A 17466-nucleotide genomic window follows, 5' to 3' on the forward strand; every position below is an offset into this window, starting at 1 on the left:
TCGCCAGCCGCAGCGGTGGCGGGATGGCCACGATGGCGCTGCCGGCGTGATGCCGCTCCCCGCTGCTGTCCACCAGGTAAACGCCGTGGCTGTCTTGAACGATTGCTTGCACGGGCCGGTTCAGCAGCAGGCAGCCGGGCGCTTGGGCCTCCAGGCTTGAGGCCAGCCGCTGGGCAACACCTCCAGCCCCGCCGCGCACCAGCCAGGCTTCCGGGCTCTCCGCCTGGGGGGCCACGGCCTGGGTCCAGGCCAGGTGCAGGATCGAAGCCTCCCAGGGTTCAAAGCCGCCGGAGCCGCCCACGCGGCACAGCCAGTCGAGGGGCAGGTGGGCCAGGGGGATGGTGGTGTGGCGCTCGGCCCATTGCGCCACTGTGAGGCGGTCAAGCTGCTCGGCATTGGGCGTGCGCCAGGGCTGGTGAGAATCCACCTGAGCCACCAGGGCGTTGAAGGCCCGCTGCAGGGCTTTACAGGCGTCCAGCTCCGCTGCAGGCAGGCCGAGGCTTTCAGGTTTGAAGAAGAGATAACTGGCCGCAAAGTCTTTTGCCAGGGGCGCTTCCACCCTGCTGCCGCGCCAGTGGAAGACGCCGCGGTCGCCGTAGTGGCTGGCAAAGCGCTCGAGTGCCAGCTCATCCAGCAGGGCCGCGAAGCGGTGGTGGCTGGCGCCGCCCCACTGGCCGCCCAGGTCAATGACGCTGCCATTGGCAGTGGTGCTGCTCAGCATGCGCCCGCCCACCCGGCTCCGGGCTTCCAGCACCCGCACCGCGCGGCCGGCGCTTTGCAGCCTGCGGGCAGCCACCAGGCCCGAGAGCCCGGCGCCCACGATCAGCACATCCACTTTTTCAGTCATGGCTTGATCGGCCGGGGGCATTGCGCCCAGATTGGCAAGCTTTGGCAGCGAGGGGCGTTGGGGTTTCGATGATTTCTGAGAGCCCGGGCCGGGCCGACTTGTTTCTGGCGGTGCTGGGCGGCCGGGCGCTGGGCTGCCATATCGAGCTCCACGACGTGCGCTTCGTGGCCGGCGCCACGATCGAATCGGCGCTTCCGGAGCTGCGGCGGCAGTGGTTCGGGAGGCGTGAGGGCCTGCACCTGGACAGCTACCTGGCGGTGCGAGCGGTGGATGGCTTTGCGGTGAGCCTCGGGCGCGAGCCGGCCGCGCCCCGGCCCGAGCGGCTGTGGTTTGTCAACCTGGGCGCCTACCGCCCAGACTCCCTAGCGGAGCTGCACCACTTCGGCCTGGTGGTGGCCCGCTCACCCCAGGCGGCCAAGGCGGCCGCCAAGCGCCAGTGGCTGCGCGGTGCCCTGCAGCAGCACAAGGATGATCTGGTGGCCGTAGACGACTGCCTGGCGATCGAGCAGCTGGAGCTGCTGGGCGGCGAGCGCTGGCATGTGCAGCTGGAGCCCCACCCGGAGGGCCTGAGCCAGAGCCAGGTGCCGGATTGGTTTGGCTACCGGCTGCTTTGAGGTGATTGGGGCCGCTGCAGCGCTCGCAGCAGCAGGCAGACTGATCCAATGACCGCAAGCGCCATTACGTCTGGTGTCGATCCTCGAATTCTTCAGATCGCGGCTGCGATTCGGGCTGAGATCCCGCAGTCGGACGTGCGCCTGTTTGGATCGCGGGCTCGCGGCCAGGGGCGTCCAGATTCCGATGCAGATCTGTTGATCATCGTCCCGGATGCCTGGCTGGCGCAGCACAGTCGGCTTGTGGTTCTCGGTCGGCTGAGCCGAAAGCTTTCAAGCCACCGTTTGCCTCTTGATCTATTGCTGTACTCCCAGAGTGAGGTGGCTGCTCGTAGCTCCAGTCGTCAGGCGGTGACCACGGTGGCGTGCCGTGAGGGGATCGTGCTCGATGGCTGATGCCGACGCCAGTCGCTACCTGCGCATTGCGCGGGCCGATCTTCTTGAGGCTCGGCGCATGTGGGAGTTCTCTGGTTTTCGTGGCAGCAGCATTGGTTTCTTGCTCCAGCAAGCAGCGGAAAAGGCCCTGAAGGCCTGGATTCAAGTGGCTGGAGGAGAGGCTCCTTTCACCCAGACCTGGGTGCGCTGTTGGATCTGTTGCAGGAATTGGGCAAAGCCACTGCTGAATACGAGAGCCTCACTGAGCTCAACTTCTTTGCGGTGCAATTGCGTTACGACGATGAACTTGAGGTTGAGCCCCCCAATTGGCTGGCCTGCTTCGATCTGGTCGAAAACCTGTTGAGGCAGGTGGAGGCGCCTTGGCCTGGGGCTTGAATTCACCCCCCCAGGGATGATCAGGGTCTGATTTCGCTCCACATGCAGCCATGAACATCGACGGCAAGGCCTGGCGCACGATCTGGCTAGAGCCGGACGGCGGCTTGGGCTCCTACGCGATCGGTGTTATCGATCAGACCCTGCTGCCCCACCAGTTCACGACGCGCACCCTGCGCAGCTGCGCTGAGGCGGCAGACGCGATCAGCACGATGGTGGTGCGCGGTGCGCCTCTTATTGGCGTGACAGGCGCCTATGGGCTGATGCTGGCCCTGCAGGCCGATCCGGGCGACACCTCCCTGGCGGCGGCCTTCGAGCAACTCAATGCCACCCGGCCCACGGCGATCAACCTGCGCTGGGCCCTGGAGCGGGTGCGGGCCAAGGTGCAGCCGCTGCCGCCGGCCGTGCGGGCCGAGGCGGCCAAGGCGGAGGCTGGGGCGATCGCCGATGAGGACGTGGCGATGTGCGACGCGATCGGCGAGCATGGCCTGGCGATCTTTCAGCAGCTGGCAAGCCGCAGGCCCGGCGCCACTCTCAATGTGCTCACCCACTGCAACGCCGGCTGGCTGGCCACGGTGGACTGGGGAACGGCCCTGGCGCCGATCTACAAGGCCCACCGTGCCGGGCTTCCTATCCATGTGTGGGTGGATGAGACCCGCCCCCGCAACCAGGGTGCCTCGCTCACGGCCTATGAGCTGGCTAAGGAGGGCGTACCCCACACCGTGATCGTTGATAACGCCGGCGGCCACCTGATGCAGCACGGCCAGGTGGATGCGGTGATCGTGGGCACCGATCGCACCACCCGCCGCGGCGATGTGTGCAACAAGATCGGCACCTATCTCAAGGCCCTGGCCGCCCACGACAACGGCGTGCCCTTTTATGTGGCCCTGCCCGCCTCCACGATCGACTGGACGATCGGCGATGGCGTGCCTGAAATCCCGATCGAGGCCCGCAGTGCCGAGGAGGTGACCCACATCCAGGGGCGCGGCGCCGATGGCGCGATCACGACCGTGCAGCTGACGCCAACGGGCAGCGCCGGCTTCAACCCGGCCTTCGATGTCACGCCGGCGCGGCTGGTGACGGGCCTGATCACCGAGCGGGGCGTGGCAGCGGCCACCGAGGCTGGGTTGCAGGAGCTTTATGGCAATGACTGAGCAGGCGCTGCGCCAGCAGCTCGTGGAGGTGGCCCGGTGCCTAAACGCCAGCGGGCTCAACCAGGGCACCTCCGGCAACCTTTCGGTGCGGATCCCAGGTGGTCTGCTGATCACGCCCAGCTCCCTGCCCTTCGAGCAGATGCAGCCGCAGGATCTGGTGGCGATTGCTGCCAGCGGCAAGCCCCTCGAGGCGGCAGCTGGTCAGCGGCGGCCCTCCTCCGAGTGGCGGCTGCACGCCGATCTCCTGGCCAGCCGGCCTGAGATTCAGGCGGTGCTGCATTGCCACTCGATCCATGCCACGGCCCTGGCCTGCCATGGCCGCCCCATCCCCCCCTTTCATTACATGACCGCCGTGGCCGGCGGCGATGACATCCGCTGCGCCGGCTACGCCACCTTTGGCACCGCCGAGCTTTCGGCCCTTGCTGTGCAGGCCCTCGATGGCCGGCTGGCCTGCCTGCTGGCCCAGCACGGCCAGGTCACACTCGGCACCAGCCTCGATCAGGCCCTGCGCATCGCCGTTGAGGTGGAAACCCTGGCCCAGATGTATCTGCAGGCCCTGCAACTCGGCGAGCCTCCGCTGTTGAGCGCCGCCCAGATGGCTGCGGTGCACCAGCAGTTCCGCTCCCTGCACTACGGGGCCGGCGCCTGAGTCCGTGCCAGCCACAGCCCGGTGCCGCCAAACAGCAGCACCAGGGCAAAGCAGAAGCCGGTCCAAAGCGGTAGCCCCCAGCCCGCCACAGCCAGCGGCGCTACCACCGTCACCACCCCTCCGGCCAAAAAAGGCTGCAGCATCAGCTGCTTGATCGAGAAGGCCGGTAGGGCGTCGCTGCGGTCGTCTGGATCGGCCATGCGCAGTAGCAGCAGGCCGCTGGCCGCCACTCCCGTGGCCTGGCCAAACTCAATCACCGCCCGCTCAAACCAGTCGGCGGGCAGCAGCCGCGGTGCTAGGAGCAGGGTCACCGCCAGGTTCCACAACAGGCCGCCTAGGGCAAGCACCGTGAGCGGCAGCCAGTCGGCCTTGAGCAGGGCCAGATCCAGCCCGGCGGTGGCGGCGGTGATCAGCAAATCTGCTGAAAGGGTGCCCACCTGGCCTTGCACCGCTGAAGAGGCCCAATGGGCTTTGCCGCTGCGCTCCAGCGCTAAACGCACCAGCAGCGACCCCACGATCGCCAGCGGAAACACCGGCAGCGCATCAACAACGCTGGCAACGCCATCCCCCAGCCCAGAGGTGAGCCAGCGCAATCCGGCCAGTAGCGCCACGCCCGTGAGCACGGCCATGCCCGCCAGGGCCAGGTTCACCGCCCAAGCCGCTGCCCTGGCCGCCACGCCACCGGAATCGCCGCTGGCCGTGCTGGTGGGTTCGCTGGGTGCGCTGCCTGGGGCATCGGCCAGCAGCCAGCCGCGGCTGCGGGCCAGCACCACCACCAGCCCCCCCACCAAAGTGGAGCTCAGCAGCCCCACCGTGGCCATAGCTAATCCCAAAGCCTGGCCGCCGGGAAAGCCCAGGGCCGCATAGCTCGGCCCCATCGCCGCGGCGGAGCCATGGCCGCCCTCGTAGGCCACCTCGATCAGGCAGGCCATCACTGGGCTCACCCCCAGCCAGGGCTGCAGCACCAGCAGCACCGCCAGTCCGCCCACCACGTATTGGCCGAAGGCCAGCACCAGCGCCAGCGACACCTGCCCCGACACCGGCCGCCACAGCCCCTCCAGTTTGGGCAGGGGTTTGCCGAGCAGCAGCGAGCCAAACACCAGGGTGAGCAGCACCAGCGGCAGATCGGCCCATAGCTGCATCACCTGAGGAGGCAGCAGCGGCAGGGGGCCGCCCGGGGCCAGTAGCAGACCCAGCAGTCCGGCCAGCAGGGCTTCGGGGATGCCCCAGAGCCGCAGCTGCAAGCGGGCACCAAGGGCTCGCCCCACCGCCAGGATCAGGCTGAGGCAGGCCAGGGCCAGGGCCAACCAGCCGAAGCTGGGCAGCAGGTCGCTCGCCAAGGTTGCGATCACAGGTTGAAGTGCCGGCGGAAGAAAGCCTCAGTGGCCTCCAGGACGCGGATCAAGGTGGCACCATCGCGGAAACCGTGGCCCTCCTGCGGGAAGCGGTGCACCTCCACCGGGATGGCGTTGGCTTCGAGCGCTGCTGCCATGCGGTCGGTCTGCTCCGGTGGCACCACCTTGTCATCGAGGCCCTGAAAAAAGATCACCGGGCAGCGGATTTGATCGGCGTGGGCCAGCGGTGAGCGGGCCTCGTAGGTGGCGCGCGCTTCGGGCCAGGGGCCGATCAGCCCATCGAGATAGCGGGCTTCAAAGCGATGGCTCTCAGACGCCAACGCGCTGGGGTCGGCTACGCCATAGCGGCTCGCGCCGGCGCGAAATACGTCCGTAAAGCACAGGGCGGCCAGGGTGGTGAAGCCGCCGGCACTGCCGCCTTCGATGGCGATGCGGTCGGGATCGGCCCGGCCCGCCGCCACCAGGCTCTGGGCGGCTGCGGCGCAATCGCCCACATCCACCACGCCCCACTGGCCAGCGAGCCGCTGCCGATAGGCGCGGCCGAAGCCGGTCGAGCCGCCGTAGTTCACATCCACCACCCCCCAGCCTCGGGTTGTCCAAAACTGAATGGCCAGGTTCAGGGCCGTGCGGGCCATGGCGGTGGGGCCGCTGTGGCTTTTCACCAGCAAGGGTGCCTCCCGGTGGGCTCCCCCGGCTGGGGGGTAAAACCAGGCGTGGCTGCGGGCGCCGCCGTGGCCCTCAAACCACAGCTCCTGCGGCAGGCTGATCGCCTGCGGCGCCAGAGGGCAGGCGGCAGCAGGGCTATGCCACCAGTTGCCGCTGGCCAGGTCCAGCTCGAGCAGGCCCGCTGGTTCAGTTGCTGAAGCGGCGATGCAGGCCAGCCGACCCCGTTCGGCGCAAATACCAGCCAGATCATCAAAGGGGATAGCCAGGGGCTGCCACTGGCCGGCACCTCCGCTCTGGCTCGGCAGCTCCACGCGGCCCAGCTGCCAGCGCCCCTGCAGGCAGGCGGTGGCCAGCAGCTGCTCGCCATCCCAGGCCTGGGTGCCCATGCCGAACACCCACTGGGGCAGGCCGAATTCGGCCTGCATGGGCAGCAGCGGCCGCCAGGCAAGCGGCGCCTCTTCGCCGAGGGTCTCTGCGTCGAGGCTCACTGCGTCGAATCCCTCGGCGTTGTCGAGCTGCTCGAGGTTCCAGAAGCCGGAGCGATCGTTTGCCACCACCAGGTGGGGCCCGCACCAGAGCGGCTGGAACACAGAAACGTCCGGGTTTGTCCCCACCCCCGATCCTGCGACCAGGCGGCGGCCGCTGAGCTGGCCTGCCGCATCGAAGTGCCCCAGCCAGAGCTGGCTGCGCTCCCAGGGCATGAAGGGCTGCTGCCACTCCACCCAGGCCAGCCCTGCGCCGGAGGGGCTCAGGGCCGGGTAGCCGCAGAAGTCGGCTGGCACCACCAACGGCTGGGGCTCGCCACCTTCCAGCCCAACAGCCACCAGCTGGTCGCAGCCAGCACCTTCATCACTGCCGCTTTCCAGTACGCCGATCCAGCGGTCGCGGCCGGCATCGATCAAGCCGCCGCCGTAGGCACCTGGTGGGCTGAGCCGTCGCGGCTGGCAATCGCTGCCATCGAGCTCCAGCAGCCAGAGGCAGCGGTCACCGTCGTGACTGAACACCGCTACTGGCCGGCCATCCCTCCGGCGGCCCAGGGCCGTACTGCCGCCACCGTATTCATGCACCCGGCTGCGCAGATTCCAGCTGCCAGGGGTTAGCTCCTTAGCTGGCTGGTCTGGCCCCAAGCGTCGCAGCAGGGTCGTGCGCCCCCCTTCATGGGGTCGCTGCTCCAGCCAATAGACCACCCCGTCTAGTAGCCGGGGCTCCCGCAGGCTGGGGGTTTGGCCCACCACAACAGCGGCGGGAAGGGCTCCAGGGGGGTCAGCCACCGCATGCACCGAGGGATAACGACTTAAAGTGGATGTCGTTCGATCAAGTATCGCGTTGGCCCGCAGTTCAGCCGGCAGCTTTGCCCAGATGGCACGCTCCGCCGTTCAGGCCAGCCGCGGCGTTCAGGTGCCCAAGGATGCCCTTGAGGAGTCCCCCCTCACGATCCACACCCTTGGTGATGGGGTGCTGCGCACCCCTGCTAAGCGGATCAGCAAGGTTGATGAGAGTGTGCGAGATCTGGCCCGGGAAATGCTGCGCAGCATGTACGCGGCCAAGGGCATCGGTTTGGCGGCACCCCAGGTGGGAGTGCATAAGCAGCTACTGGTGATTGATCTTGATCCCGAGAATGCCGCCGCGACGCCGATGGTTTTGATCAATCCCGAGATCGCCTGCTTAGGTGCTGCAATCGAGACTTATGAGGAAGGCTGCCTCAGCATCCCTGGCGTTTACCTGAATGTGGTGCGTCCGGCCACGGTTGAGGTCAGCTATCGCGACGAGATGGGCCGCCCCCAACGGGTCAAGGCTGATGGCCTCCTGGCCCGCTGCATCCAGCACGAGATGGACCACCTCGAAGGTGTGCTTTTCGTTGACCGCGTCACCGATGAGCTCAGCCTCAATGAAGGTCTGCTGGAAAAGGGCTTTCAACGGGCAGATGTCCGTTCCATCCGCTGATCGTTCTTCTCCATGCCCATGAAACCTCTGGCCGGCTTGTTCCTGGCTCTTGCCTGCATACTCGGCATCGCCTCCACGGGCTCGGTGTTTGAGCTCGCCTACGGCGACCCCGACCTGGGGCAGCAGACCACCCTCTGGATCCTGGGTCTGAGCCTGCCCGGCACGGTTGCGGCCCTGTTGGTGGCCATCCGGATCAACAAGCCGGCCTAGACCTTGCCGGATACCGTGCATACGATTAAGCACATGTCGCTTGCCAATGCCGTGATGAGATTGCCCCATCTGGGTGTCAATTCCCTCCCCCTGGCAGCTGGAGCTTTCGCCGCTGGGGTGGCATTTGGTGCCACCCCAGCCATGGCCAGCGCCCTGTTTCAAGCTGCGGATCTCAGCCAGGAGCGTTTTGTTCTGGTGGCAGCGCCCATCGGCGATGGCGTCCGCGCCCAACTCAACATCTATGAGCAGGTCAAGCCGACCCGGCCTTGTTTTGCCGTGGCCCCAGGGTCACCAGCTCCGGTGAGCCCCCTGCTTGCAACTTTTGATTTCAGCGGCATCTGCAGCCGCTTCATCGATGCCAACGGCTACTCGGTGCGAGTCGGCGGTGCAGATCTGGCCACGAGTTACCGCCTAACAGTTCTGCGTCAGAGCGGCGACAACGTGCTTCTGGCCGTGCCAACCAAGGCCGGGGCGGGTCCAGAAATGCTAGTTGCTCGCACTAAGGGCCAGGGCGCTGGCTTCCTCCAGTTGGTGTTTGAACCGGGCTGGCAGCTCAAGCGCCGGGCCTACGGCGGTCGCAATCTGGGCCACGTGTATCTCTACCGCGATACCTGGCCTGATGCTGCGATCCAGCCTGGGCTGCCGGTAGTTGCGCCCAGCCCCATTTCAGGCCTCTCTGGCACCAAGCGCTGAACCCGAAGTAGTGGGGAGTGGTCAGAGCGGAAAGGCAGTTGCTACATTGGCAAGCTCTGTGAGCAGCGCAGCGCTTCATGACCCAGGTCACCGTCGGCGAAAACGAAGGGATTGAATCGGCCCTGCGTCGCTTCAAGCGCCAGGTGTCTAAGGCGGGCATCTTCGCTGACCTAAAGCGTCTGCGTCACCACGAGACACCTGTTGAGAAGTACAAGCGCAAGGCCCAGCAGCGCCGCCGCCGCCGTTGATCGCTTTGATCTGGTCTCCCGCTTAGCGAGATCCCCCTTGATCAAACGACCGGTAGGTAAGCGCTTCGGCAATTGCAGCTGCGCCAATGCTTGCTTGGTCGTTCAGGTCGGCGATCGTTTGGGCAACCCGCAGCAGCCTGGCGCCAGCCCGGGCACTGAGCTGCCGGTGCTGAATCGCAGCCTCCCACACTTCTAAGGCTTCGCTTTCCAGTTGCAGCACTTGCTGCAACTGACCTCCGGCGATGCGGCTGTTGCAGCAGCCCCCGGGATTGCGGGCAGCCATCTGGGCCCGGGCCCGGCGGACTCTTGCTCGCACCTCAGCGCTTGATTCGTCGCTGGCCGGGCTGCCGCCCTGGTCCCTAAACGGTGCCGTTAGGGCGGCGCTGGATGGCCGTCTCATCACCACCTGCAAATCAATGCGATCCAGCAGGGGGCCCGACAACCGGCCCCAGTAGCGCCGCCGCTGGCCCTCCCCGCAGCTGCAGCTGCGCTCTGGGTCGCCAAACCAGCCACAGGGGCAGGGATTGGCCGCGGCCACCAGGGTGATGCGGCAGGGGAAGCGAGTCCGCTGGCGGGCGCGGTGAATCCAGACTTCGCCGTCTTCTAGGGGCTGGCGCAATTGGTCGAGCACGGACCGGCGAAATTCGGCCAGCTCATCGAGAAACAACACTCCGTGGTGGGCCAGGGCCAGCTCTCCTGGTCTGGGTTGGCCACCTCCACCGATCAGCCCCGGCCCGGAGCAGCTGTGGTGGGGGCAGCGAAAGGGGCGCGTTTGCAGCAAGCCCTGGCTGCTGTCCAGCAGTCCCGCCACCGAGTGGACGGCGGTGAGCTCAAGGGCCTCCGCCTGATCGAGCGGGGGTAGCAGCCCCGCCAGTCGCTGGGCCAGCATTGTTTTGCCGCTGCCGGGTGGGCCGCAGAGCAGCAGGTGGTGGCCTCCGGCTGCGGCGATCTCCAGGGCCCGGCGCCCGTGGGGCTGCCCTTTGACGTCGGCAAGATCTTCAGCTGCGGGCCTGGCGGTTATGGGCGCGTTGGCTTGTTTAAGGGCGGGGGCAGGGGCGGTGGCACGGGCAGGGGCGGTCGGACGGGCCCGCGGATGCTGCAGTCGCCATAAGGCCTGGCCGAGATCGGCGGCGCCCCACACCCGGAGCCCCTCCACCAATGCGGCCTCCCAGGCATTGGCCTGGGGCACGACCAAGGCCCGGGCGCCATGGTTACGGGCTGCAATCGCAATCGCCAGCACCCCCCGGATCGGCCGCAAGCTGCCGTCCAGCCCCAGCTCGCCGGCGCTCCAAATCTCGTTGTTGCTGGCGGTATCCAGCTGGCCACTGGCCAGTAGCAGGCCCAGGGCGATCGGCAGGTCAAAAGCCGGCCCCTCCTTGCGTAGGTCGGCGGGGGCCAGATTCACCACCACCCGCGTCAGCGGCACCTTCAGGCTGCTGTGGCGTATGGCCGAGCGCACCCGCTCCCGGGCTTCCTGCACAGCCGCATCGGCCAGGCCCACCAGCTGCAGGCCCGGCAAGCCGGGAGCCAGATCCACCTCCACCAGCACTGGCCTGGCCTCCAGGCCCTGCAGCGCCGCCGTCTTGCACCGTGCCAACATCACGCCATGGGCTACTACATCGTTAGTGCCACCCCTGTCCCACCCCCGTTGCTTTTGTGAGCCAAGACACGATCTTTGGGCGCATCCTCCGTGGCGAGATCCCCTGCGATCAGGTGTATGCCGATGAGCATTGCCTGGCTTTTCGCGATGTAACGCCCCAGGCTCCGGTCCATGTGCTGGTGATTCCACGCCAGCCGATCGCCCAGCTTGCTGATGCCACCGAGGCGCACGAGGCCCTGCTGGGCCACCTATTGCTGGTGGCTGCCCGGGTAGCCAAGCAGGAGGGTCTGGAGTCGTTCCGCACAGTGATCAACAGCGGCGCCGATGCGGGCCAGACCGTGTTTCACCTGCATGTGCATGTGATTGGTGGGCGTCCGCTGGCATGGCCCCCGGGCTGACCGCGGGCCCGCGACAATGACCTGATCCGACCTGCCCCATGAACCCCCTCAAGGCTCTTCGCGGTCAACTGGCGAAGTTGCAGCGCCTGGCCCAGCCCTATTTCCTGCCGGTAGACGACACCAAGAGCTGGCAGTTTCTACTGCTGGTGGTCGCACTGCTTGCGGTGGTGGTAGGCAGCACCTTGTTGCTGCTGACTGGGGTTTTGGCCCTGAGCGGGGCCTTGATCCCCGAATTGCGCAGCCGTTTCCTGCCCGGGGTGCCTGAGCAGGTGGCAGCAATTTGGAACAGCCCGATCGGGCCGCTGGTGATGGTGCTGCTGGCCGGTGGGCTGGGCTGTTTTGTGGCTTTCCGAGGCAAGTTGCGTCACGGACGCTGGTTGCCCTGGTTGTTGATGGCGGTGATCACCCTGCTGATCCTGGTTATCAATGGCATCAATGTGGGGATTAGCTATGTAGCGCGCAATATCGAAAATGCTCTGGTCGGCTATAAGGCTGAGGAGTTTTGGAAGATAGTTGCTATTTATGCTTTTTGCTTGGTTATAGCTTTGCCGATCAGGGCTATTCAGAGTTATTTAATCCCCAAGCTTGGCCTGCTGTGGCGCGAGTGGCTGAGCGGCCGCCTTTTGAGCCGATATCTTTCAAATCGGGCTTATTACGTTCTCAACCCAAACGATGAGTCAATCGAGGAGATTGACAACCCCGATCAGCGCATTTCACAGGACGCGGCCAGTTTTACTGGTACCAGCCTCAGTGTCACGGTTGAGATAATATCTGCCCTGCTCACTTTTGTTAGTTTTATAATTGTATTGTGGACTATTAGCGACAAGTTGGCCTTGGTGCTCCTTGCCTACTCTGTTGGTGGCACGGGCCTAATTGTTTTTGCCAGCCGGAAGCTGGTGAACTTGAACTATCAACAGCTCAAGCTGGAGGCTGATTTTCGCTACGGGCTGGTTCATATTCGTGATAACGCTGAATCCATTGCTTTCTATCGGGGCGAGCAACAGGAGGGCCGTGAGGCAGGCAGGAGGCTGGAAGGGGCGATTAGAAATTATGATCGCCTGATCATCTGGGAGGCGCTCATTAGTGTCATTCAGCGTTCCTATGATTATTTTTCTCGCTTCCTGCCTTGGCTGGTGATAGCTCCTATTTACTTCGCTAAAGATGTTGACTTTGGAGTCTTTGGCCAGGCAAGTATTGCTTTCAGCCAGGTGTTATTTTCGGTGAGTTATATTGTTAATAACATTGATCGACTTGCTGCTTTCTCTGCTTCGATCAGTCGGCTTGAGGGTTTTCAGGGCAAGGTTGATTCAATCGGCATTGAAGCTGCAGCGCTTGAAGCCCAGTTGGCCGCCACGAGCACTGGTAGTAGTGGAAATTCGATTCTGGTTAGCCATGTCGATTTGGTGCCGCCCCGCACCAATCGCACCTTGATCCGCGACCTCAGTGTTGAGGTCAATCTTCATCAGCGTTTACTGGTTGTGGGCCCATCGGGCTGCGGCAAAACCTCTTTCTTGCGCATGGTCAGTGGTCTGTGGCCGCCGGCCGCTGGTCGGGTGGAGCGGCCCAGCGAGGGAGATCTGCTGTTCATTCCCCAAAAGCCCTACATGCTGCTTGGCAGCCTGCGCGAGCAGCTTTGCTACCCGCTGCAACCAGATCGCTTTAGTGACGAACAGCTGCGCCATGTTTTGGAGCAGGTGCGGCTGCCCGAGCTTGTTGGGCGCTACCCCGATCTCGACATCATTCAGGATTGGCCTCGCCTGCTTTCCCTGGGCGAGCAGCAGCGCTTGGCCTTTGCACGTCTGCTGCTCAATTCACCGAGTTTTGTTGTCCTAGATGAGGCCACCAGCGCCCTCGATGTGGCAACTGAGCGTCACCTTTATTGCCTGCTAGCTGAGCGGGAAATGGCTTTTGTGAGCGTCGGTCATAGGCCCACCCTCACCGCCTTCCATGACACCGTGCTGGAGCTCGATGGCAGCGGCAACTGGCGGTTGCTACCCGCGGCCGGCTATGACGTGGGCCGCCACGCCTGATCCCCTACCTGACCCCATGCCTGAACCAAGCCCGGACCAGAGCCCAGAAATCAGCCCTACAACCAGTGCAACAACTAGTTCAACAACTAGTGCAACAACCGGCGAAGTGCCTGCCTTTGGTTGGAGCGGCTACGCCGAGAGGGTGAATGGTCGCTTTGCCATGGTGGGCTTCCTTGCCGTGCTGCTGATCGAAGCCCTGAGCGGCGAGACGTTTCTGCGCTGGTCTGGCCTGGTGCCCTGAGCGCCTGGTGCCCTATGGAATTTGCACCAGATCCACCTGCCAGATCCCGCCCCTGCTCACCTGAACAGCTAGCTGACGACCATCGGCCTGCAGCTGCACCTGGCGGGCAACGCCGCTGGGGACCATCGGTATGGGTTGCAGGCTCTGTACGGAGCGCCGGTAGAGCACCAACTCGGTGCGTCCCTCCAGCTGCCGCACCAGGGCAATTCGCTCTCCTGCTGCGTCGACGCTGACGCTCACCGGTTGGGCATCGGCCCGGTTGAGGCCTGGCAGGTCTATGGGCTGCTGGCGCTCCAGATCAAGCAGCAGCACTTGTTCGCGGCCGCCCCTGCCGCTGATTAGGGCCAGCCAGCGCCCTGAAAGGGCTGGATCCTGGTTGGCACCTATGGCTTCCAGCCGGGAGTTGAGCGGCACTATGGGCTGCGGCATGGGGGCAAGGCAGCCACCCAGCAGTAGGCCGGTTGCTGCTGCTGCGATGGCTCTATTTGTTAGCGAGCTCCTCACGGTGAGGGCTCCGCTCCGCCCCCCTGAACGGCAAGGCCGCCGGGCAGGTCTGGCTCAAGCAGGCTGCGCAGATCAAACAGCTGCACGCGCCACTGGCCAGCCTGGGCCACCTGCACCGCCAGCTGGCGTGCCTCCGGGGACAGGCTGAGGCGCACTGCAGTGCGGTCCGCCGGTAGGGGAAGCCGGTGCAGGTTGCCGTTGGCTCGGTCTTCGATCAGGGCCAGTCTTTGGTTTCCCTGTTGGACCAGAGCCGCCACGTAGCGACCGTTCCAGCTAAGGGAGGGGGAGCTGTGGGGCTGGCGGTTTTGGAAATGGCGCAGGGGCACGATTCGGCCGCTGGGCTGCTCCTGCAAAAGCAGGGTGGCCCGGCCACCCCGATCAACCACTGAGGCAAGAAATCGCCCCTGGCCGCTGAGGGCGGGTTCTTGGCGGCTGTTGCCGTTGAACACCCCAACCGGGCCAGCACTGCGACGGGCCAGCCACGCTCCACCTGAACAGCCGCTGACAAGCAAGCTCAGGGTTATCAGCAGCAGGGCAGACACCCCTAGGGGACCAAATCTGTTGACGGCGAAAAGCTTCAGTCGTCGAAGCGGGAGCTGTTGTCCCGGGGGCTAATGCCTCGGGGGCTGGGCTCCGGGCGACTGGAGGGTTTCACTGGGGTGAAGTCCGCATCACTGATATCGCTTGCCGCTGGGCGATTGCTTCTGCCGCTGGCAGGGGTTGCTGGGCTGATCGGTGAGCCTTGGGGTACTCCCGCTGGTTGGGAAGCCCTGGGAGCTTCTGAGGCCGAAGCAGGGGCCGTGGACGCGGGCCTGCGGCTGGAGCGAGGCATGGCCTCACTAGCGGCTGTCGGCCTGCTGCCCCGTCGTGGCTCTACTGCGCCATCTCGATCACGCCTGCGGGCTCCGAAATCGATACTGGGCCGGCTAGAGCTTTGGGATGCCCAATCCTCTTGGGGAGGGCGGCGGCTGGCGGCCCTTTCAGGGATGGCGGCCCTACTGCTGGGACGGGGTGCCCGGTAAAAATCTTCCTCATCTGGCGCATCACCTTCGCCGCGGGAGGGGATGCGGCGCCTAAGCGGCTCCGGCTCATCAAAGCGATCCGTAGAGGCCTCCCCCCAGGCGCGGCCACCCATTCTGGGCCTGTAGGGGCCTGGTTCAGGCATGGGTTCGTCGTCGTCGAAGTAGGACGACCGGCGCGCCTGCTCCGTGGTTACCCCTCGCAGACGCACACTTTCGTAGGCGAAAAAGACCGTGGTGCCGGCGAGCAGAAACTGACCAAATTGCAGGATTGGATCGAGGCGCCAACCCTGAAAAAACAGAATGCCGCCGCAGAGCAGGCCAATCGCAGCGAAAAAGACGTCGTAATCGCGGGCGAGTGCGGGCTTGAAGCTCCGCATGAAATAAAGCAGTGCACCGCCCACCGCAAGCACTATGCCCACGATGCTGGCCCAATTCAGGCTGGCATTAACCACGGTTTTTCACCCGACAGTCCGTCTCGTCAGTGTAGGCAGTTGAGCCCGAGCAGCTAGAGACCTGGAGTTACTCAGGTGCAGGAAGCTCAAAGGCGACGATCAAGCTGATCGTTTTGGCTGATCAGCACCAGCCCGATTGTGATGGGCACCACCACGATCACGGCGCCGGCAAGCAGGCTGGTCAGGAAATTGGCCAGGGATGGCGTCATGGCAGGAACAGCTCTATGGCTTGATTCGTGGACCGATCCTAGGCAGTGGTGGCGGCTTCCTACGCTGGGAGCCCAGCTACTTAGAGCTTTGTGACGGCAGCCCCCTCCCTACCCCAGTCCTGGCTGCCGTTGTTGTCCGGCTTGCACTTGGCCCTGGCCCTGGGCCTGGCGCTTTGGACCTTGCTTTTTCTGTTTCGCATCGTGCTCACCTGGTATCCCCAGATTGATCTGAGCCGCGGAGCGATGCGCTTGGTCGGAGCCCCTACCGAGCCCTTGCTTGCCCTCACCCGTCGGCTGATCAAACCGATCGGTGGCGTTGATGTGACGCCGGTGGTGTGGGTGGGCCTGCTCAGCCTGGTGCGAGAAATTTTGGTGGGGCAGCAGGGGCTTGTTAGTCAGGTGTTGTTTCGGGCCCAGAGCGTCGGGATCGGCTGAACCCAGATCCGGCTTAGCTGCCCTTCTGCGGAAGCATGTCCTGTTCCACAAATTTGGTGTGTACGTCGCCCGCCTGGAATTCGGGGCGATCCAGCAGTTGCAAGTGAAAGTCGATGGTGGTGGGAATGCCTGTCACCGCGCATTCCGATAGGGCCCGGCGCAGACGCCTGAGGGCGTGGGGGCGATCGGTGCCCCAGACGATCACCTTGCCGATCAAGGAGTCGTAGAAGGGCGGGATCTCATAGCCGGTGTACACGTGGCTATCGACCCGCACACCGGGGCCGCCAGGAGGGAGCCAGCCGGTGATTTTGCCGGGGGCGGGTCGGAAGTTTTGGCGGGGGTCTTCGGCGTTAATGCGCGCCTCGATGGCGTGCCCGCAGAGCTTGATCTGGTCTTGGGTGACCGAGATCGGCTCCCCACCGGCAATACGCAACTGCTCGGCGATCAGATCTACCCCTGTGACCATCTCGGTGACCGGATGTTCCACCTGGATCCGGGTATTCATTTCCATGAAATAAAACGCCCCGCTGCGGTCCACCAGGAATTCCACGGTGCCGGCGCCCTCGTAGCCAATGGTGCGGGCGGCGGCCACGGCGGCATCGCCCATCTGGCGGCGCAGGTCGGCGTTGATGGCCACGCTGGGGGCCTCTTCCAGCAGCTTTTGGTGGCGGCGCTGGATCGAGCAGTCGCGTTCGCCCAGGTGAATCACGTTGCCGTGGCGATCGGCCAGCACCTGCACTTCCACGTGCCGGGGCCGGTCGATGAATTTCTCCATGTACAGGCCAGGGTTGCCGAAGGCAGCCTCCGCTTCTCCTTGGGCCGCTTTGAACAGGCTCTCGAGTTGATCGGGCCCAGGCACCAGGCGCATGCCGCGGCCGCCGCCACCAGCGGTGGCTTTGATCATCACCGGGTAGCCCATCGATTCGGCCAATCGCGCAGCCGCCTCCGGGCTGGCCAGCAAGCCGGCACTACCGGGGATGGTGGGCACCCCCACCCGCTCCATGGTGGCCTTAGCGGTCGACTTATCTCCCATCGAGCGGATGGCCTCGGGGGAGGGACCCACAAACGTGATGCCGTGGTCGGCGCAGATCTCGGCGAAGCGATCGTTTTCGGCCAGGAAGCCGTAGCCGGGGTGAATTGCGTCAGCACCCCGGGAGGTGGCCGCCGCCAAAATGTTGGGGATGTGGAGGTAGCTCTTGCTGCTGGGCGCCTCTCCAACGCATACGGCTTCGTCGGCGAGCTGCACGTGCAGGGCGTTCTTATCCACCGTGCTGTAAACGGCGACGGTGGGAATGCCGAGCTCCCGGCAGGTGCGCAGGATGCGTAGGGCTATTTCGCCACGGTTGGCGATCAGCAGCTTGCCGATGGGCATCCGCGGCGTCTCAGCTGATATGGGCTGAGGCGGACTGTATCAGTGCTGCCTGGACAGC

22 protein-coding genes and 1 pseudogene are annotated in these 17466 nt (G+C 65.0%); 14 read left to right on the plus strand and 9 right to left on the minus strand.

Going from position 1 to position 17466, the window contains the following annotated elements; translation table 11 throughout:
* A partial coding sequence (locus KBY74_RS03435) for an FAD-dependent oxidoreductase (protein WP_254941516.1) occupies positions 1 to 847 on the minus strand: 847 nt, incomplete at its 3' end.
* A gap of 68 nt (positions 848 to 915) precedes the next feature.
* Here KBY74_RS03435 and KBY74_RS03440 point away from each other — a divergent pair.
* From KBY74_RS03440 to KBY74_RS03460, 6 genes and pseudogenes are all read left to right on the plus strand, one after another.
* Positions 916 to 1461: a DUF1543 domain-containing protein gene (locus tag KBY74_RS03440; protein WP_254941517.1), complete on the plus strand. Its 546-nt coding sequence runs from the start codon at positions 916 to 918 to the stop codon at positions 1459 to 1461.
* 48 nt (positions 1462 to 1509) lie between these two features.
* The gene (locus KBY74_RS03445) at positions 1510 to 1854 is read left to right on the plus strand and encodes a nucleotidyltransferase domain-containing protein (protein ID WP_254941518.1); all 345 of its coding nucleotides are present in this window, start codon (positions 1510 to 1512) and stop codon (positions 1852 to 1854) included.
* Positions 1847 to 2017 (plus strand): annotated as a pseudogene (locus KBY74_RS13835) (HEPN domain-containing protein); the annotation flags it as partial. The gene KBY74_RS03445 and the pseudogene KBY74_RS13835, both read left to right, overlap by 8 nt.
* A 26-nt stretch (positions 2018 to 2043) precedes the next feature.
* Positions 2044 to 2229 (plus strand): hypothetical protein, encoded by a 186-nt coding sequence (locus KBY74_RS03450; protein ID WP_254941519.1) that lies wholly within the window; start codon positions 2044 to 2046, stop codon positions 2227 to 2229.
* A gap of 50 nt (positions 2230 to 2279) precedes the next feature.
* Positions 2280 to 3380 (plus strand): S-methyl-5-thioribose-1-phosphate isomerase, encoded by a 1101-nt coding sequence (gene mtnA, locus KBY74_RS03455; RefSeq protein WP_254941520.1) that lies wholly within the window; start codon positions 2280 to 2282, stop codon positions 3378 to 3380.
* Positions 3373 to 4029: a class II aldolase/adducin family protein gene (locus tag KBY74_RS03460; protein ID WP_254941521.1), complete on the plus strand. Its 657-nt coding sequence runs from the start codon at positions 3373 to 3375 to the stop codon at positions 4027 to 4029. The genes mtnA and KBY74_RS03460 overlap by 8 nt, the downstream gene beginning before the upstream one ends.
* On the opposite strand, the gene KBY74_RS03465 is transcribed toward KBY74_RS03460, so the two are convergent.
* On the minus strand, positions 4011 to 5381 hold the full coding sequence (locus tag KBY74_RS03465) for a sodium/glutamate symporter (protein ID WP_254941522.1): 1371 nt from the start codon (positions 5379 to 5381) through the stop codon (positions 4011 to 4013). The genes KBY74_RS03460 and KBY74_RS03465 overlap by 19 nt on opposite strands.
* Positions 5378 to 7321 (minus strand): prolyl oligopeptidase family serine peptidase, encoded by a 1944-nt coding sequence (locus KBY74_RS03470; RefSeq protein ID WP_254941523.1) that lies wholly within the window; start codon positions 7319 to 7321, stop codon positions 5378 to 5380. The genes KBY74_RS03465 and KBY74_RS03470 overlap by 4 nt, the downstream gene beginning before the upstream one ends.
* Positions 7322 to 7409: 88 nt before the next feature.
* On the opposite strand from KBY74_RS03470, the gene def reads away from it, so the two are divergent.
* The 4 genes from def (at position 7410) to rpsU (ending at position 9145) form a co-directional block, all read left to right on the plus strand.
* Positions 7410 to 7994, plus strand: a complete 585-nt coding sequence (def, locus tag KBY74_RS03475; protein WP_254941554.1) for a peptide deformylase — start codon at positions 7410 to 7412, stop codon at positions 7992 to 7994.
* Between the two features lie 12 nt (positions 7995 to 8006).
* Positions 8007 to 8204, plus strand: coding sequence for a hypothetical protein (locus KBY74_RS03480; RefSeq protein ID WP_254941524.1), 198 nt, complete (start codon positions 8007 to 8009; stop codon positions 8202 to 8204).
* Between the two features lie 54 nt (positions 8205 to 8258).
* On the plus strand, positions 8259 to 8897 hold the full coding sequence (locus KBY74_RS03485) for a DUF3747 domain-containing protein (protein ID WP_254941525.1): 639 nt from the start codon (positions 8259 to 8261) through the stop codon (positions 8895 to 8897).
* Positions 8898 to 8974: 77 nt separating this feature from the next.
* On the plus strand, positions 8975 to 9145 hold the full coding sequence (gene rpsU / locus KBY74_RS03490) for a 30S ribosomal protein S21 (protein WP_010304532.1): 171 nt from the start codon (positions 8975 to 8977) through the stop codon (positions 9143 to 9145).
* 22 nt (positions 9146 to 9167) lie between these two features.
* On the opposite strand, the gene KBY74_RS03495 is transcribed toward rpsU, so the two are convergent.
* The gene (locus tag KBY74_RS03495; protein WP_254941526.1) at positions 9168 to 10745 is read right to left on the minus strand and encodes a YifB family Mg chelatase-like AAA ATPase; all 1578 of its coding nucleotides are present in this window, start codon (positions 10743 to 10745) and stop codon (positions 9168 to 9170) included.
* Between the two features lie 56 nt (positions 10746 to 10801).
* Here KBY74_RS03495 and KBY74_RS03500 point away from each other — a divergent pair, with 56 nt between their 5' ends.
* The 3 genes from KBY74_RS03500 to KBY74_RS03510 are packed head-to-tail and all read left to right on the plus strand — an operon-like array spanning position 10802 to position 13414.
* A complete protein-coding gene (locus tag KBY74_RS03500) occupies positions 10802 to 11143 on the plus strand; it encodes a histidine triad nucleotide-binding protein (RefSeq protein WP_254941527.1) in 342 nt (113 codons plus the stop codon).
* A gap of 38 nt (positions 11144 to 11181) precedes the next feature.
* A complete protein-coding gene (locus KBY74_RS03505) occupies positions 11182 to 13173 on the plus strand; it encodes an ABC transporter ATP-binding protein/permease (RefSeq protein ID WP_254941528.1) in 1992 nt (663 codons plus the stop codon).
* Between the two features lie 16 nt (positions 13174 to 13189).
* Positions 13190 to 13414 (plus strand): chlorophyll a/b-binding protein, encoded by a 225-nt coding sequence (locus tag KBY74_RS03510; RefSeq protein ID WP_254941529.1) that lies wholly within the window; start codon positions 13190 to 13192, stop codon positions 13412 to 13414.
* Between the two features lie 12 nt (positions 13415 to 13426).
* On the opposite strand, the gene KBY74_RS03515 is transcribed toward KBY74_RS03510, so the two are convergent.
* From KBY74_RS03515 to psbX, 4 genes are all read right to left on the minus strand, one after another.
* The gene (locus KBY74_RS03515; protein ID WP_254941530.1) at positions 13427 to 13843 is read right to left on the minus strand and encodes a hypothetical protein; all 417 of its coding nucleotides are present in this window, start codon (positions 13841 to 13843) and stop codon (positions 13427 to 13429) included.
* A 71-nt stretch (positions 13844 to 13914) separates the two neighbouring features.
* Positions 13915 to 14460 (minus strand): Tol biopolymer transporter periplasmic protein, encoded by a 546-nt coding sequence (locus tag KBY74_RS03520; RefSeq protein ID WP_254941531.1) that lies wholly within the window; start codon positions 14458 to 14460, stop codon positions 13915 to 13917.
* A gap of 35 nt (positions 14461 to 14495) precedes the next feature.
* Positions 14496 to 15392 carry a Ycf66 family protein gene (locus KBY74_RS03525; RefSeq protein ID WP_254941532.1) on the minus strand — a complete coding sequence of 299 codons (897 nt, stop codon included), beginning with the start codon at positions 15390 to 15392 and terminating at the stop codon, positions 14496 to 14498.
* 86 nt (positions 15393 to 15478) lie between these two features.
* Positions 15479 to 15601, minus strand: a complete 123-nt coding sequence (gene psbX, locus KBY74_RS03530; RefSeq protein ID WP_106632598.1) for a photosystem II reaction center X protein — start codon at positions 15599 to 15601, stop codon at positions 15479 to 15481.
* Between the two features lie 90 nt (positions 15602 to 15691).
* Between psbX and KBY74_RS03535 the strand changes: the two genes are divergently transcribed.
* Positions 15692 to 16036, plus strand: coding sequence for a YggT family protein (locus tag KBY74_RS03535; RefSeq protein ID WP_254941533.1), 345 nt, complete (start codon positions 15692 to 15694; stop codon positions 16034 to 16036).
* Between the two features lie 13 nt (positions 16037 to 16049).
* Here KBY74_RS03535 and accC read toward each other — a convergent pair whose 3' ends face one another.
* A complete protein-coding gene (gene accC, locus KBY74_RS03540) occupies positions 16050 to 17408 on the minus strand; it encodes an acetyl-CoA carboxylase biotin carboxylase subunit (protein WP_254937700.1) in 1359 nt (452 codons plus the stop codon).
* Positions 17409 to 17466: the final 58 nt, after the last annotated feature.

It is taken from the genome of Cyanobium sp. A1C-AMD (assembly GCF_024346495.1).
Classification (GTDB): Bacteria; Cyanobacteriota; Cyanobacteriia; order PCC-6307; family Cyanobiaceae; genus Cyanobium_A; species Cyanobium_A usitatum.

Coding starts and splice junctions, on each gene's coding strand:
- KBY74_RS03510 (WP_254941529.1), top strand. CDS start 13,190: ATGCCTGAACCAAGCCCGGACCAGAGCCCAGAAATCAGCCCTACAACC.
- KBY74_RS03495 (WP_254941526.1), bottom strand. CDS start 10,745: ATGTTGGCACGGTGCAAGACGGCGGCGCTGCAGGGCCTGGAGGCCAGG.
- KBY74_RS03460 (WP_254941521.1), top strand. CDS start 3,373: ATGACTGAGCAGGCGCTGCGCCAGCAGCTCGTGGAGGTGGCCCGGTGC.
- KBY74_RS03440 (WP_254941517.1), top strand. CDS start 916: ATGATTTCTGAGAGCCCGGGCCGGGCCGACTTGTTTCTGGCGGTGCTG.
- rpsU (WP_010304532.1), top strand. CDS start 8,975: ATGACCCAGGTCACCGTCGGCGAAAACGAAGGGATTGAATCGGCCCTG.
- psbX (WP_106632598.1), bottom strand. CDS start 15,601: ATGACGCCATCCCTGGCCAATTTCCTGACCAGCCTGCTTGCCGGCGCC.
- accC (WP_254937700.1), bottom strand. CDS start 17,408: ATGCCCATCGGCAAGCTGCTGATCGCCAACCGTGGCGAAATAGCCCTA.
- KBY74_RS03515 (WP_254941530.1), bottom strand. CDS start 13,843: ATGCCGCAGCCCATAGTGCCGCTCAACTCCCGGCTGGAAGCCATAGGT.
- KBY74_RS03445 (WP_254941518.1), top strand. CDS start 1,510: ATGACCGCAAGCGCCATTACGTCTGGTGTCGATCCTCGAATTCTTCAG.
- def (WP_254941554.1), top strand. CDS start 7,410: ATGGCACGCTCCGCCGTTCAGGCCAGCCGCGGCGTTCAGGTGCCCAAG.
- mtnA (WP_254941520.1), top strand. CDS start 2,280: ATGAACATCGACGGCAAGGCCTGGCGCACGATCTGGCTAGAGCCGGAC.
- KBY74_RS03505 (WP_254941528.1), top strand. CDS start 11,182: ATGAACCCCCTCAAGGCTCTTCGCGGTCAACTGGCGAAGTTGCAGCGC.
- KBY74_RS03480 (WP_254941524.1), top strand. CDS start 8,007: ATGCCCATGAAACCTCTGGCCGGCTTGTTCCTGGCTCTTGCCTGCATA.
- KBY74_RS03485 (WP_254941525.1), top strand. CDS start 8,259: ATGAGATTGCCCCATCTGGGTGTCAATTCCCTCCCCCTGGCAGCTGGA.